The organism is Streptomyces sp. NPDC027189, assembly GCF_055566975.1.
In genome coordinates, this window is the sequence record NZ_JBVHRI010000024.1 from 1 (window position 1) to 14,196 (window position 14,196).

Consider the following 14,196-nt stretch of genomic DNA (forward strand, 5'->3'; position numbering starts at 1 on the left):
AACGCCCGGTTACATTCCGAACCCGGAAGCTAAGCCTTACAGCGCCGATGGTACTGCAGGGGGGACCCTGTGGGAGAGTAGGACGCCGCCGAACTTCTTTTAGAGCTCCGGCTCTTGGGTATACCGCCCAAGAGCCGGAGCTTTTTTGTTTTCCGAGGAGTTTCCCGATGGCATCTCCACCCCTCCGCACCGCCGCGTGAGGGCTGCGGGTAAGGTCAGGGGGCATCGTTGGCTCGTTTCCCACAGGAGGCCCCCGGGTGGAGGTCCAGGAGACCCGTGTCCAGACGGACCGGGTCCTCACCATCCCGAACATCCTCAGCATGGCGCGCCTCGTCGGCGTACCCATCTTCCTGTGGCTCATCCTCAGGCCGGAGTTCGGCGGTCCCAAGAGCGACGGTTGGGCGCTGCTCGTGCTCATGCTGAGCGGTATCAGCGACTATCTGGACGGGAAGCTCGCCCGCCGCTGGAACCAGATCAGCAGCCTCGGCCGGCTGCTCGACCCCGCGGCCGACCGGCTCTACATTCTGTCGACTCTCGTGGGGCTGACGTGGCGCGAGATTCTTCCGCTCTGGTTGACGGCTGCACTTTTGGCGCGCGAGCTGGTTCTGCTGGTGATGGTGGGCATCCTCAGGCGCCACGGCTATCCGCCGCCTCAGGTCAACTTCCTTGGCAAGGCTGCCACGTTCAACCTGATGTACGCCTTCCCGTTGCTACTGCTCAGTGACGGAAGTGGATGGATCGCGTCGCTCGCTGCTATTTTCGGATGGGCGTTCGCCGGATGGGGTACAACGCTGTACTGGTGGGCAGGGATCCTCTACGTGGTTCAGGTCCGCCGTCTTGTCAGGGCGGACACCATGGCCGATTGAGCTCGCCGATAGCGGGCTGTAGTGGCTCGTTGGCCCGCGGACGAAAAGTGCGGGACAATCTGGACGGGTGAAGTCGGCTAGACCGTCGTCTCTTCAAGGAGGACGCTTCCGACATGAAGGCCGTCGTGATGGCCGGAGGCGAAGGCACACGCCTTCGTCCCATGACCTCAAGCATGCCCAAGCCGCTCCTGCCGGTGGTGAACCGCCCGATCATGGAGCACGTGCTCAGGCTGCTCAAAAGGCATGGGCTCAACGAGACCGTCGTTACTGTCCAGTTCTTGGCATCACTGGTCAAGAACTACTTCGGTGATGGTGAAGAGCTCGGCATGGAGCTCACTTATGCCAATGAGGAGAAGCCACTCGGTACCGCTGGGAGTGTCAAGAACGCCGAGGAGGCGTTGAAGGACGACACCTTCCTCGTCATCTCCGGTGATGCTCTGACCGACTTCGATCTCACCGACCTCATCAATTTCCATAAGGAAAAGGGTGGGCTCGTCACCGTCTGTCTGACGCGCGTACCGAACCCCCTCGAATTCGGCATCACCATCGTGGACGAAGAGGGCAAGGTCGAGCGCTTCCTGGAGAAGCCGACCTGGGGGCAGGTCTTCTCGGACACGGTGAACACGGGCATCTATGTCATGGAGCCCGAGGTCTTCGACTATGTCGAGGCCGATGTCTCCGTCGACTGGTCCGGTGATGTCTTCCCCCAGCTGATGAAGGAAGGCAAGCCCATCTATGGCTATATCGCCGAGGGCTACTGGGAAGACGTCGGTACGCACGAGAGCTATGTGAAGGCGCAGGCCGATGTCCTGGAGGGCAAGGTCGACGTCGAGATCGACGGCTTCGAGATCTCCCCGGGCGTATGGGTCGCCGAGGGGGCCGAAGTGCACCCCGACGCCATATTGCGCGGACCGCTCTACATCGGGGACTACGCCAAGGTCGAGGCCAACGCCGAAATTCGCGAGCACACCGTCGTCGGCTCCAATGTCGTGGTCAAGAGCGGCGCATTCCTGCACAGGGCCGTCGTGCACGACAACGTGTACATCGGTCAGCACAGCAATCTGCGCGGCTGCGTCATCGGGAAGAACACCGACATCATGCGGGCCGCGCGGATCGAGGACGGTGCCGTCATCGGCGACGAATGCCTCGTCGGCGAAGAATCGATCATCCAGGGCAACGTGCGCGTCTACCCGTTCAAGACCATCGAGGCCGGCGCCTTCGTCAACACCTCGGTGATCTGGGAGTCGCGGGGCCAGGCGCATCTCTTCGGCGCCCGTGGCGTGTCCGGAATCCTGAACGTGGAGATCACCCCGGAGCTGGCCGTGCGCCTCGCGGGAGCGTACGCGACGACCCTGAAGAAGGGCTCCACCGTCACCACGGCCCGCGACCACTCCCGAGGCGCTCGCGCGCTGAAGCGGGCGGTCATCTCGGCGCTGCAGGCCAGCGCCATCGACGTACGCGACCTGGAGAACGTACCGCTGCCCGTGGCCCGGCAGCAGACTGCCAGGGGCAGTGCGGGCGGGATCATGATCCGGACGACGCCGGGTGTGCCGGACTCCGTCGACATCATGTTCTTCGACGGAGCGGGCGCGGATCTGTCGCAGGCTGGGCAGCGGAAGCTGGACCGTGTCTTCGCGCGGCAGGAGTACCGGCGTGCGTTCCCCGGTGAGATCGGGGATCTGCACTTCCCGTCCAGCGTCTTCGACTCGTACACGGGGTCGCTGCTGAGGAATGTCGACACCAGCGGTATCGCGGAATCCGGGCTCAAGGTGGTCGTGGATGCTTCGAACGGCAGCGCCGGGCTCGTCCTGCCCAGCTTGTTGGGCAAGCTCGGAGTGGACTCGCTGACCATCAACCCGGGTCTCGACGAGTCGAGGCCTACGGAGACGGCGAACACCCGGCGGGCCGGTCTGGTGCGGCTCGGTGAGATCGTGGCATCCGCACGGGCGGCGTTCGGGGTGCGCTTCGACCCGGTGGGTGAGCGGCTCTCGCTCGTCGACGAGAAGGGGCGGATCGTCGAGGACGACCGGGCCCTGCTGGTCATGCTCGACCTGGTGGCCGCGGAGCGCCGTAGTGGGCGGGTGGCGCTGCCGGTGACCACGACGCGGATCGCCGAGCAGGTGGCCGCCTACCACGGCACACAGGTGGAGTGGACGACCACGTCTCCCGATGATCTGACGCGGGTCGGGCGCGAAGAGTCGACGATCTTCGGCGGCGACGGGCGCGGTGGCTTCATCATTCCCGAGTTCAGCGGTGTGTTCGACGGCGCCGCCGCCTTCGTACGACTCATCGGGCTGGTGGCGCGGACGCAGCTCACGCTCAGCCAGATCGACGCGCGGATTCCGCGGGCGCACGTCCTCAAGCGCGATCTCGCGACTCCCTGGGCCGTCAAGGGACTTGTGATGCGCAGGGTCGTGGAAGAGGCCGGAGACCGCTTCGTGGACACGACCGACGGCGTACGGGTCGTGGAGACCGACGGGCGCTGGGTGATGGTGCTCCCGGACCCCGCCGAGGCCGTCACGCATCTGTGGGCCGAAGGGCCCGACGACGAGTCCGCCGAGGCCCTGCTCGACGAGTGGGCGGCCGTGGTGGACAGCGCCGGTCGCTGAAACACCCAGCACGCGCGCGTGCCGGACAAGTGCCCCCAAGGGGGCCTGTCCGGCACGCCGGTGGGGCCATTCGGAGGTAGCGCCCGCGACGTGCGACGATGTGCGGCATGCCGCAGCAGCCCCCCGTTCGGAGCAGCGTTCCGCGCCCCTCGCGCCCGGACGCCTCCATGTCGCTGCTCACCAACGTCATGGACCACAGCCTCGACGACGGATACGCCGAGGCGGCCGCCCGTAAGAGGGCCGAGGGCGGCGGTGGCATGCCGAAGACGGTGCGGGCGAAGCTCGGTCTCGCCGCAGGTCTGGTGCTCGCGGCCCTCGTGGTGACGGTGGGGGCGGCGAACGCGCGGATCGCGGCCCCGGTCGTCGCCAAGGAGCGTCAGGAGCTCATCGACCGCATCGAGCGTGAGACCACGGCCGCCGACAAACTCGAGAGCAATGTCGACACCCTGCGTGCCGATGTGAGCGCGCGGCAGCGCGAGGCGCTCAAGAAGAACGGCGGCGGGCAGGCCGACCTGGTGAGCATCTTGTCGGGCGCCACTGATGTGCACGGCCCCGGCGTGAAGCTCGTCGTGAACGACGCCAAGGAAGCCAGCACGGGCGGCGACGGAAATCCGCGGGAGACCTCTGGGTTCTCCGACACAGGACGCGTGCGCGACCGTGACATGCAGCGCGTTGTCAATGGACTCTGGGAGTCGGGCGCCGAGGCCATCGCGATCAACGGTCAGCGGCTGACGGCCCTGTCGGCGATCCGGGCTGCGGGTGACGCGATACTGGTCGACAACAAGCCGCTGGTGCCGCCGTACACGGTGCTCGCGGTGGGGGACGGCAAGCGGCTCAGCACCAGGTTCCAGAACAGTGCCGACGGGCTGTATCTGCATGCCCTGCAAGAGAACTTCGGCATCCGGACCAGCATCTCCGTCGAGGACGACATCCGGTTGTCCGCCGCACCTAGTGTGATCGTACGTACAGCACAGCCGAGCACAGAGAAGGGCACATCGTGATCGCCGTACTGGGCCTCGTCGTGGGAGTCGTGGCTGGATTGTTGGTCCGGCCCGAGGTTCCGGCGGTCGTCGAGCCTTACCTTCCGATCGCCGTGGTGGCGGCGCTGGACGCCGTGTTCGGAGGCCTGCGCGCGATGCTCGACGGCATCTTCGACGACAAGGTCTTCGTGGTGTCGTTCCTCTCGAACGTGGTCGTGGCCGCGCTGATCGTCTTCCTGGGCGACAAGTTGGGCGTGGGCGCCCAGCTCTCCACGGGCGTCGTGGTCGTACTCGGCATCCGAATCTTCTCCAACGCCGCGGCAATCCGTCGGCACGTCTTCCGGGCGTGAGGCCGATGAGCAACGAGGAAGAGATCCCCGAGCCCTCGCAGACCCCCCAGCCCTCACAGACCCCCCGGCCCGCCGAGACCCCAGAGAACCGGCTGCGCAAGGAGCTGCCCGACGAGGTGCCCGCAGCGGCTCCCGAGAGTTCCCAGCAGGGCAATCGTGAAGGGGATGCCGAACCGTCGCTGACCGGCCGGCAGCGACTGGTCAAGGGTCTGTGGCCGCCGCGTGTGACGCGTGCGCAACTCATCGTCGCCGTGCTGCTGTTCGGCCTCGGCTTCGGCCTGGCCGTCCAGGTCGCCTCCAACAGTGACAGCGGCAGCGCCCTGCGCGGTGCACGTCAGGAAGATCTCGTACGCATCCTCGATGAACTCGACAACCGAACTCAGCGTCTTGAGGACGAGAAGCAGGGTCTCGAAGATCAGCGCACCGAGCTGGAGAACAGCTCGGACCAGGCCGAGGAGGCTCGCAAGCAGACGGTCGAGAAGGAGAAGCAACTCGGCATTCTGGCGGGCACCGTGGCTGCGCAGGGACCCGGCATCACCCTGACGATCGACGACACGAAGGGGACGGTCAAGGCGGACATGCTGCTCGACGCGATCCAGGAGCTGCGCGCGGCCGGCGCGGAGGCGATCCAGGTGAACGGCGTACGTGTCGTCGCCGGCACCTATCTGACGGACTCCGGAAGCGGAGTGAAGGTCGACGGGAACAAGATCACCCAGCCCTATCGTTTCAAGGTCATCGGCAAGCCGCAGGATCTGGAACCGGCGCTCAACATCCCCGGAGGCGTGGTGCAGACAATGGAGAAGGAGCAGGCCACCGTCACGGTGGACCGCTCGACGAAGATCGTTGTAGACGCCTTGCGACCGGCGAAGCGGCCTGACTACGCTCGGTCGTCCTCCCAGTGAGCCGGGGCCGCATGGGGGGCGCCCTGCGAGGGCATGAGGTTGCGGGGGGTCGGCGCACCGAATGGGTGGTGCGTGGTGGAAACTGTCTGGTGGTTACGGACGTTGTGAGGATGTCCGGGTCGACCGGTGTGTTCAATCAGGGTTCGTCCTGCCCCACGGGCGGGTCTGTTTCGGTCAAGGGGAATCGCCCGTGAAGTTGTTTGCGAAGTTGTTCGGCAAGAGCGCGCGAGAGGGCAGCGGTGACAATGCGACTGCCCGCCACCGCGCACCGCGGCATGGAGACGTAGAGGGCCAGGGCGGCGACCGCCCGCTGTTCCGGGACCAGGTCGGTGACATTTCCGGTGGTCAGGGCGCGCCGTCTGTTGACCCTGCCCAGTCCGGCCGCATAGGTTTCGGGGATCCGTCAACCTCAAGTACGGGTGGAGGGTTTGCCTCCGACCCGTATGCGTCCCATGCCCCTGGTGGGCAGCCGCGGCAGGAGGATCCGTCCATGTCGGCCCTGGTGTGTACGAGGTGCGGTAACCGCAACGCGGAGAACAGCCGCTTCTGTTCCAACTGTGGTGCGCCGCTTCGGGGCGGCGCTGAGCGTCCGTCCGAGACGACGTCCACGATCTCCATTTCGGGCCTTGAGGCCTATGACGCCGAGGTGACGGGCCAGACGCCCTCGCCGATGCTCTCCCCGGAGGCGCAGGCGGCCGTCGACGCGCTGCCGCTCGGCTCGGCGCTCCTGGTGGTGCGCCGTGGCCCGAACTCGGGCAGCCGCTTCCTGCTGGACGGCGAGCTGACCACGGCCGGGCGTCATCCGCAGAGCGACATCTTCCTGGACGACGTGACGGTGTCGCGCCGCCACGTGGAGTTCCGCCGCGCTGCGGACGGCTCGTTCACGGTGGCCGACGTCGGCAGCCTGAACGGCACGTACGTCAACCGCGAGCGGATCGACCAGGTCGCTCTGTCGAACGGTGACGAAGTGCAGATCGGCAAGTACCGGCTGGTCTTCTACGCGAGCCAGCGGGGCATCTGACCCTCCCCCGGGCACCGTCCGGGGGGACCCCCAGGAAGGTCCATGCTTCAAAGACCGAGCGGCGGTGCCGGCAGCGGTGCCGCCGCCGCGGACAGTGGGCTGATGAGCATCGGCGCGGTGCTGAACGTGCTGCGCGACGAGTTCCCCGAAGTCACCATCTCCAAGATCAGGTTCTTGGAGGCGGAGGGGCTCATCGAGCCGCAGCGAACCCCCTCGGGGTATCGCAAGTTCAGCGCGAACGACGTCGAGCGCCTCGGTCACGTCCTGAGGATGCAGCGGGACCACTACTTGCCGCTGAAGGTGATTCGCGAGCATCTGGACGCTTTGGAGCGCGGTGAGCCGGTGCGGCTGCCCTCCGTGGGGCGTCAGCGCGACTCCGGTGACGGTGAGTCGCTCGGTGACCTCTTCGGCGAGCCCGAGGTGCCCACGGCGGCCCGCGTTGGCCGTGCCGAACTGCTGGCCGCCGCGGAGATCGGCGAGCAGGAGCTCGAGGAGTGGGAGTCGTACGGGCTGATCGCGCCGCTGCCGGACGGCGCGTACGACGCCGAGGCGGTGACCGTCGCCGCGCTCGTCGTCGAGCTGGGACGGTTCGGGATCGAGCCACGGCATCTGCGCGCGATGAAGGCCGCGGCCGATCGCGACGCGGGCCTTGTGGACCAGGTGGTGGCCCCGCTGCGCCGCCACCGCAATCCGCAGACCAGGGCGCACGCGGAGGCCCGTACGAAGGAGCTGGCGGGGCTCACGGTGAAACTGCACGCGGCGCTGGTGCAGACCGCGCTCGGCGTGCGACTGCCCTGATCCGGGGCGCCCGCCCAGGCTGTGGATCGTCCACCCGTTCTGTGCCCGACTACCCAAACGTCCCGGGCACGGCCTAGGGTTACTGTGTGAACGAGCTCGATGTCGTAGGTGTCCGGGTCGAAATGCCCTCCAACCAACCGATCGTGCTTCTGCGTGAAGTGGGAGGCGACCGCTACCTCCCCATCTGGATCGGACCGGGTGAGGCGACGGCGATCGCCTTCGCCCAGCAGGGCATGGCCCCCGCACGACCGCTGACCCACGATCTGTTCAAGGACGTGCTGGAGGCCGTCGGCCAGGAGCTCACCGAAGTGCGCATCACGGACCTGCGTGAGGGCGTCTTCTACGCGGAGTTGGTGTTCGCCAGCGGGGTCGAGGTGAGTGCGCGGCCGTCCGACGCCATAGCGCTGGCGCTGCGCACCGGGACGCCGATCTACGGCAGCGACGGGGTGCTCGACGATGCCGGCATCGCGATCCCGGACGAGCAGGAGGACGAGGTGGAGAAGTTCCGCGAGTTCCTCGACCAGATCTCGCCCGAGGACTTCGGTACCAACAGCCAGTGACGACCTGAAGCGTCGGCACACCCCGGACGGCAATTGCCTGCGGTCCACGTGGTGCACTGCGGTCCGCGCCGAGAGCATTCGGCTAGCCTTTCCCCGCGGTGGGGCACGGCAAACCACTCCTAGGGTGATTATCACTCGGCGTGGCGAGTGTGGCGATCGTTGACGCACCCCTGGTGACTGCCTACCGTCGAGAAGGCAGGTCAAGGACGGAGGTCGGCGTGAGAAGCAGCGGCGACGGTACGGCTGGGGGTGCCCCCGGACGCGGTCTGGGGGAGAGCGGCCCGTACCCGCTTCACGGCAGCGCGGCCGATCACGTTCCGCGGCGGCCGACGGCAGTGTCCGGCGAGGGAGGGGCGGTTTCCGAGGAGATCGGCTATCGCGGTCCGACGGCGTGCGCCGCCGCGGGCATCACCTACCGGCAGCTCGACTATTGGGCGCGGACCGGTCTGGTCGAGCCGAGTGTGCGGCCCGCCTACGGGTCGGGCACGCAGCGCCTCTACAGCTTCAGGGACGTGGTCGTCCTGAAGATCGTCAAGCGGTTCCTCGACACCGGGGTGTCGCTGCAGAACATTCGTACCACCGTCCAGCACCTCAGGGAGCGCGGCTTCCGGGACCTGGAGCGGATGACACTGATGAGCGACGGCGCGACGGTCTACGAGTGCACGTCCCCCGATGACGTCCACGCCCTGCTCCAGGGTGGCCAGGGGGTCTTCGGGATCGCCGTGGGTGTGGTGTGGCGGGACGTCGAGAGCGCGCTCTCGCAGCTGCATGGAGAGCGCGTGGACACGGGCGAGACGCTCCTCGGGCACAACCCCGCCGACGAGCTGGCGAGACGGCGCAACCGGGCCGTCTGAGGCCCGGGCGGGGCCGCAGAGGAGTCGGCCGGGGCGGGCGAGGTCCACGGGCGCGGGCCGAACCGGGGCATTGTCAGTGGCGTAGGGCAGCATCGGAGATGTGAGAACCGCGCCCACGATCCTGCATCTCGACATGGATGCCTTCTTCGCCTCGGCGGAGCAGGCATCCAAGCCGAGCCTGCGCACGAAAGCGGTCGTCGTGGGCGGACTCGGGCCGCGCGGAGTCGTCGCCACCGCCTCGTACGAGGCCCGCGTCTTCGGAGTGCACTCGGCGATGCCGATGGCCCAGGCGCGCCGGCTCGCGCCGAACGCCGCGTATCTGGTTCCGCGCTTCGGGCTCTACCGCGAGGTCAGCGAGCAGGTGATGGGGCTGCTGCGGGCCCTGTCGCCGCTCGTGGAGCCGCTGAGCCTGGACGAGGCCTTCGTGGACCTGGAGGCGGGGGGAACGGCCTGGGACGAGGGCTCGGCGCGGCTGGCAGGGGTGAAGCTGCGCGCGGACATCCGGGCCGTCACGGGGCTCACGGGATCGGTGGGGCTCGCCGCTTCCAAGATGCTCGCGAAGATCGCCTCGGAGCAGGCCAAGCCCGACGGTCTCGTGCTGATAGAGCCGGGGACCGAGCGCGCGCTGCTGGGGCCGATGTCGGTGCGGACGCTGCCGGGCGTGGGGCCCGCGACCGGGGACCATCTGCGGCGTGCCGGGATCACCACGGTCGACGAGATCGCCGAGGCCGGCGAGGACGAGCTCGTACGGCTGCTGGGGAAGGCGCATGGGCATGCGCTGTACGGGATGGCGCTGGCCCACGACGAGCGGCCCGTGGTGGCCGAGCGGGAGGCCAAGTCGGTGTCGGTCGAGGACACGTACGACGTGGACATCCATGACCGCGTGCGGGTCGGTCTGGAGGTGCAGCGGCTCGCCGACCGGTGTGTGCGGCGACTGCGCGGAGCCGGGCTGTCGGGGCGGACCATCGTCCTGAAGGTGCGCAGGTACGACTTCTCGACGCTGACCCGGTCCGAGACGCTGCGGGGGCCCACGGACGACCCCACGGTCGTACGGGAGGCCGCCGCGCGGCTTCTGGAGGCGGTGGACACTACCGGTGGCGTACGACTGCTGGGTGTGGGCGTGACCGGGCTGGCCGACTACACGCAGGAGGACCTGTTCGCACAGGCGCAGGCGCAGGCCGCCGCGGGGGAGCCGGCGGTCCAGGAGCATTCCGCGGAGGAGGCGCCGGAGGAGTTCGCCGAGGAGCATGTGCCGCCCGCCGAGCGGCGGTGGCCCGCGGGGCACGACGTACGGCATGCCGAGTACGGGCACGGGTGGGTGCAAGGCAGCGGCCTCGGGCGGGTCACGGTGCGGTTCGAGACGCCGTACTCCGAGCCCGGGCGCGTACGGACGTTCCGCACCGACGATCCGGAGCTGGAGCCGGCGGAGCCGCTGCCTCTGGTGGAGCGAAGACCGGGGGTTCCGGGGCCCCAGGTTGCGGACCCCGGACCTCAGGCGTCCTCCGTGCCCGCGAGTCGGCCGAAGTCGCGGTCTGGCGGGGGCGGAGGGGGCGCCACGTCGAGACCGTAGTGGTGGTACAGCTGGAGTTCCTGCTCGGGGGAGAGGTGGCGTCCGACGCCGAAGTCGGGGGCGTCCTTGATCAGGGCTCGGTCGAAGGGGATGCGAAGAGTGCCCTCGACGAGTTCACTGGGCTCCAGTGGCACGAAGGCGTCCCTGCTGAACAGGCCCGTGCGTATGGCCGCCCACTCCGGGATCCCGGTCGCGTCGTCGAGGTAGACCTCGTCGATCGTGCCGATCTTGGTGCCATTGCGGTCGAACGCCTTGCGGCCGATCAGGTTGCGCGGATCGATGTCGGTCTGCACGGGCCCTCCTCTTGGTCGCAACTCATCCGTAAGCACTACAAAAGAGCACATTCAGGAAGGCGGCCACTCGAAGGCTCGGGTCTTGTCCTCGCTGGTAGGCTGGCAGGCGGCTGCTGACCCCGTGCGGGAGAGTCCTCCAGACTTCATCGGAGGCGCCGAAGGAGCAAATCCTCCCCGGAATCTCTCAGGCTCACGTACCGCACGGACGAGGTCACTCTGGAAAGCAGGGCGGGTGTCGATGGCCTCCGCTCTCACCGACGGTGAAAACCGGGTCGTCAGCGGACGGTCCGGTGAAGCTCTCAGGTTGAGATGACAGAGGGGGAGGCCGTCGGGGTGCCCGTGCCGGGGTGCCCCTCGAAGGTCGCGTCAGACCAGGAGGCCTCCGCCATGACCGCCCATCGCATTCCGCTCACCGAGCTCGAACAGGGAATCCCCTTCGAGCAGCGCCACATCGGGCCCGACTCCGAGGCACGGGCCAAGATGCTCGCGCAGGTCGGGTACGGCTCGCTCGACGAGCTGACGGCCGCCGCGGTCCCGGACGTCATCAAGAACGCCGATGCCCTGGACCTGCCGGGCGCGCGCACCGAGGCGGAGGTGCTGGCCGAGCTGCGCTCCCTCGCGGACCGCAACCAGGTGCTCGACTCGATGGTCGGCCTCGGTTACTACGGCACGTTCACGCCGCCGGTGATCCTGCGCAACGTCATGGAGAACCCGGCCTGGTACACCGCGTATACGCCGTACCAGCCGGAGATCTCGCAGGGCCGTCTCGAGGCGCTGCTGAACTTCCAGACCGTGGTGGCCGAGCTGACCGGGCTGCCGACCTCCGGTGCCTCGCTGCTCGACGAGGGCACCGCCGCCGCCGAGGCGATGGCGCTGTCCCGGCGCATGGGCAAGAACAAGAAGGGTCTGTTCCTGGTCGACGCGGACGCGCTGCCGCAGACCATCGCCGTCATCGAGACCCGCGCCGAGCCGACCGGCGTCGAGGTCGTCGTCGCGGACCTCAGCGAGGGCATCCCCGCCGGGATCGCCGAGCGCGAGATCAACGGCGTACTGATCCAGTACCCGGGCGCCTCCGGTGCCGTACGTGACCTCAAGCCGATCGTCGAGCAGGCGCACGGGCTGGGGGCGGTCGTCACCGTCGCCGCCGACCTGCTCGCCCTGACCCTGCTCACCTCGCCCGGCGAGCTCGGCGCCGACATCGCGGTCGGTACGACGCAGCGCTTCGGTGTGCCGATGGGCTTCGGCGGGCCGCACGCCGGATACATGGCGGTGCGCGAGACCTTCGCGCGCAGTCTTCCGGGCCGACTCGTCGGTGTGTCCGTCGACGCGGACGGGCACAAGGCGTACCGCCTCGCCCTGCAGACGCGTGAGCAGCACATCCGCCGTGAGAAGGCGACCAGCAACATCTGTACGGCTCAGGTGCTGCTCGCCGTGATGGCCGGCATGTACGCCGTCTACCACGGTCCCGAGGGCCTGAGGACCATCGCGCGGCGTACGCACCGGTACGCCACGATCCTCGCCGCGGGTCTGACGGCGGGCGGGGTCGAGGTCGTGCACGGCGCGTACTTCGACACGCTCACCGTGCGGGTGCCGGGCAAGGCCGCTGAAGCCGTCGCCGCTGCGCGCGAGGGCGGTGTCAACCTCCACCTCGTGGACGCCGACCAGGTGTCGATCGCCTGCGACGAGACCACCACGCGCAAGCAACTGGCCGCCGTATGGACCGCGTTCGGCGTCGAGGGTGACGTCGAGGCGCTGGACGCGACGGCGCAGGACACGCTGCCGGCCGCGCTGCTGCGCACCGACGGCTACCTCGCGCACCCGGTCTTCCACCAGCACCGCTCCGAGACCGCGATGCTGCGCTACCTGCGCAAGCTCTCCGACCGCGACTACGCGCTCGACCGCGGCATGATCCCGCTGGGCTCCTGCACGATGAAGCTCAACGCGACCACGGAGATGGAGCCGGTCACCTGGCCCGAGTTCGGTCAGATGCACCCCTTCGCGCCCGCCGAGCAGGCGCAGGGCTACCTCACGCTCATCGATGAGCTGGAGGAGCGGCTCGCCGAGGTCACCGGCTACGACAAGGTCTCGCTCCAGCCGAACGCCGGTTCGCAGGGCGAGCTGGCCGGTCTGCTGGCCGTGCGTGGCTACCACCGCGCCAACGGCGACGAGCAGCGCACCGTCTGCCTCATCCCGTCCTCCGCGCACGGCACGAACGCCGCGAGCGCCGTGATGGCCGGCATGAAAGTCGTGGTCGTGAAGACCTCGGACGACGGCGAGATCGACGTCGAGGACCTGCGCGCCAAGATCGAGCAGTACCGCGACGAGCTGGCCGTGCTGATGATCACGTACCCCTCGACGCACGGTGTGTTCGAGGAGCATGTCGCCGACATCTGCGCGCAGGTGCACGAGGCGGGCGGTCAGGTCTACGTCGACGGCGCCAACCTCAACGCGCTGGTGGGCCTCGCCAAGCCGGGCCACTTCGGCGGTGACGTCTCGCACCTCAACCTGCACAAGACGTTCTGCATCCCGCACGGCGGCGGCGGTCCGGGCGTCGGCCCGGTCGGTGTGCGCGCGCACCTGGCGCCGTACCTGCCGAACCACCCGCTGCAGCCCGCGGCCGGTCCCGAGACCGGCGTCGGCCCGATCTCGGCCGCTCCCTGGGGCTCCGCGGGCATCCTGCCGATCTCGTGGGCGTACGTCCGGCTCATGGGCGGCGAGGGCCTCAAGCGGGCCACGCAGGTGGCGGTGCTGTCCGCCAACTACATCGCCAAGCGCCTGGAGCCGCACTACCCGGTGCTGTACACCGGTCCGGGCGGGCTCGTCGCGCACGAGTGCATCATCGACCTGCGCCCGCTGACCAAGGCGACCGGCGTCAGCGTCGACGACATCGCCAAGCGCCTGATCGACTACGGCTTCCACGCGCCGACGATGTCGTTTCCGGTGGCCGGCACGCTGATGATCGAGCCGACCGAGTCCGAGGACCTGGGCGAGCTCGACCGGTTCTGTGACGCGATGATCGCGATCCGCGCGGAGATCGAGAAGGTCGGCTCGGGCGAGTGGGCGGCGGATGACAACCCGCTGCGGGGCGCACCGCACACGGCCGCCGCGCTCGGCGGGGACTGGGAGCACGCGTACACGCGTGAGGAGGCCGTCTTCCCGGCCGGTGTCTCGGCCGCGGACAAGTACTGGCCGCCGGTGCGCCGCATCGACCAGGCGTACGGCGACCGGAACCTGGTCTGCTCCTGCCCGCCGCTGGACGCCTACGAGGGTTGATCAGCGCTGAGGACTTGGACGCCTACGGGGAGTAGTCACCCTCGGACATGCGTCGGGGCCGGTTCGGAGAGTATGTCTCCGGGCCGGCCCCTCTTATGTCTGGGTGGCTCGCTGGCGAGG

The 14,196-nt window shown here is 68.5% G+C and carries 12 protein-coding genes, 1 rRNA gene and 1 riboswitch; of the genes, 12 read left to right on the forward strand and 1 reads right to left on the reverse strand.

What is annotated here, in order from left to right:
• From rrf to ACZ4RZ_RS38460, 11 genes are all read left to right on the forward strand, one after another.
• A 5S ribosomal RNA gene (gene rrf, locus ACZ4RZ_RS38410) occupies nt 1-94 on the forward strand; the annotation flags it as partial.
• 163 nt (nt 95-257) lie between these two features.
• A complete protein-coding gene (locus tag ACZ4RZ_RS38415; RefSeq protein ID WP_467751784.1) occupies nt 258-866 on the forward strand; it encodes a CDP-alcohol phosphatidyltransferase family protein in 609 nt (202 codons plus the stop codon).
• A gap of 113 nt (nt 867-979) precedes the next feature.
• On the forward strand, nt 980-3,475 hold the full coding sequence (locus tag ACZ4RZ_RS38420; RefSeq protein ID WP_467751786.1) for a sugar phosphate nucleotidyltransferase: 2,496 nt from the start codon (nt 980-982) through the stop codon (nt 3,473-3,475).
• A 98-nt stretch (nt 3,476-3,573) separates the two neighbouring features.
• On the forward strand, nt 3,574-4,476 hold the full coding sequence (locus ACZ4RZ_RS38425) for a DUF881 domain-containing protein (RefSeq protein WP_467751788.1): 903 nt from the start codon (nt 3,574-3,576) through the stop codon (nt 4,474-4,476).
• Nucleotides 4,473-4,805 carry a small basic family protein gene (locus ACZ4RZ_RS38430; RefSeq protein ID WP_003988855.1) on the forward strand — a complete coding sequence of 111 codons (333 nt, stop codon included), beginning with the start codon at nt 4,473-4,475 and terminating at the stop codon, nt 4,803-4,805. Before ACZ4RZ_RS38425 ends, ACZ4RZ_RS38430 begins: the two co-directional genes overlap by 4 nt.
• A gap of 5 nt (nt 4,806-4,810) precedes the next feature.
• Entirely contained in the window at nt 4,811-5,707 is an 897-nt protein-coding gene (locus ACZ4RZ_RS38435) for a DUF881 domain-containing protein (RefSeq protein WP_467751790.1), read from the forward strand.
• Nucleotides 5,708-5,768: 61 nt separating this feature from the next.
• On the forward strand, nt 5,769-6,728 hold the full coding sequence (locus ACZ4RZ_RS38440) for an FHA domain-containing protein (protein WP_467751792.1): 960 nt from the start codon (nt 5,769-5,771) through the stop codon (nt 6,726-6,728).
• A 42-nt stretch (nt 6,729-6,770) separates the two neighbouring features.
• A complete protein-coding gene (gene ftsR / locus ACZ4RZ_RS38445; RefSeq protein ID WP_467751794.1) occupies nt 6,771-7,526 on the forward strand; it encodes a transcriptional regulator FtsR in 756 nt (251 codons plus the stop codon).
• Between the two features lie 86 nt (nt 7,527-7,612).
• Nucleotides 7,613-8,086, forward strand: coding sequence for a bifunctional nuclease family protein (locus ACZ4RZ_RS38450; RefSeq protein WP_006123076.1), 474 nt, complete (start codon nt 7,613-7,615; stop codon nt 8,084-8,086).
• A gap of 218 nt (nt 8,087-8,304) precedes the next feature.
• The gene (locus tag ACZ4RZ_RS38455) at nt 8,305-8,940 is read left to right on the forward strand and encodes a MerR family transcriptional regulator (protein WP_467751796.1); all 636 of its coding nucleotides are present in this window, start codon (nt 8,305-8,307) and stop codon (nt 8,938-8,940) included.
• 100 nt (nt 8,941-9,040) lie between these two features.
• Nucleotides 9,041-10,510: a DNA polymerase IV gene (locus ACZ4RZ_RS38460; protein ID WP_467751797.1), complete on the forward strand. Its 1,470-nt coding sequence runs from the start codon at nt 9,041-9,043 to the stop codon at nt 10,508-10,510.
• Here the strand turns inward: ACZ4RZ_RS38460 and ACZ4RZ_RS38465 are convergent.
• Nucleotides 10,432-10,803: a PRC-barrel domain-containing protein gene (locus tag ACZ4RZ_RS38465; RefSeq protein WP_467751799.1), complete on the reverse strand. Its 372-nt coding sequence runs from the start codon at nt 10,801-10,803 to the stop codon at nt 10,432-10,434. The two genes, ACZ4RZ_RS38460 and ACZ4RZ_RS38465, sit on opposite strands and share 79 nt — an antisense overlap.
• Nucleotides 10,804-10,917: 114 nt before the next feature.
• Nucleotides 10,918-11,013, forward strand: a riboswitch (glycine riboswitch).
• Between the two features lie 177 nt (nt 11,014-11,190).
• Between ACZ4RZ_RS38465 and gcvP the strand changes: the two genes are divergently transcribed.
• A complete protein-coding gene (gene gcvP / locus ACZ4RZ_RS38470) occupies nt 11,191-14,076 on the forward strand; it encodes an aminomethyl-transferring glycine dehydrogenase (protein WP_467751801.1) in 2,886 nt (961 codons plus the stop codon).
• Nucleotides 14,077-14,196 lie beyond the last annotated feature (120 nt).

Bases quoted from the DNA above. Each gene is read 5' to 3' on its own strand.
- ACZ4RZ_RS38420 (WP_467751786.1), top strand. From the start codon at position 980: ATGAAGGCCGTCGTGATGGCCGGAGGCGAAGGCACACGCCTTCGTCCC.
- ACZ4RZ_RS38425 (WP_467751788.1), top strand. From the start codon at position 3,574: ATGTGCGGCATGCCGCAGCAGCCCCCCGTTCGGAGCAGCGTTCCGCGC.
- ACZ4RZ_RS38435 (WP_467751790.1), top strand. From the start codon at position 4,811: ATGAGCAACGAGGAAGAGATCCCCGAGCCCTCGCAGACCCCCCAGCCC.
- ACZ4RZ_RS38440 (WP_467751792.1), top strand. From the start codon at position 5,769: ATGGGTGGTGCGTGGTGGAAACTGTCTGGTGGTTACGGACGTTGTGAG.
- ftsR (WP_467751794.1), top strand. From the start codon at position 6,771: ATGCTTCAAAGACCGAGCGGCGGTGCCGGCAGCGGTGCCGCCGCCGCG.
- gcvP (WP_467751801.1), top strand. From the start codon at position 11,191: ATGACCGCCCATCGCATTCCGCTCACCGAGCTCGAACAGGGAATCCCC.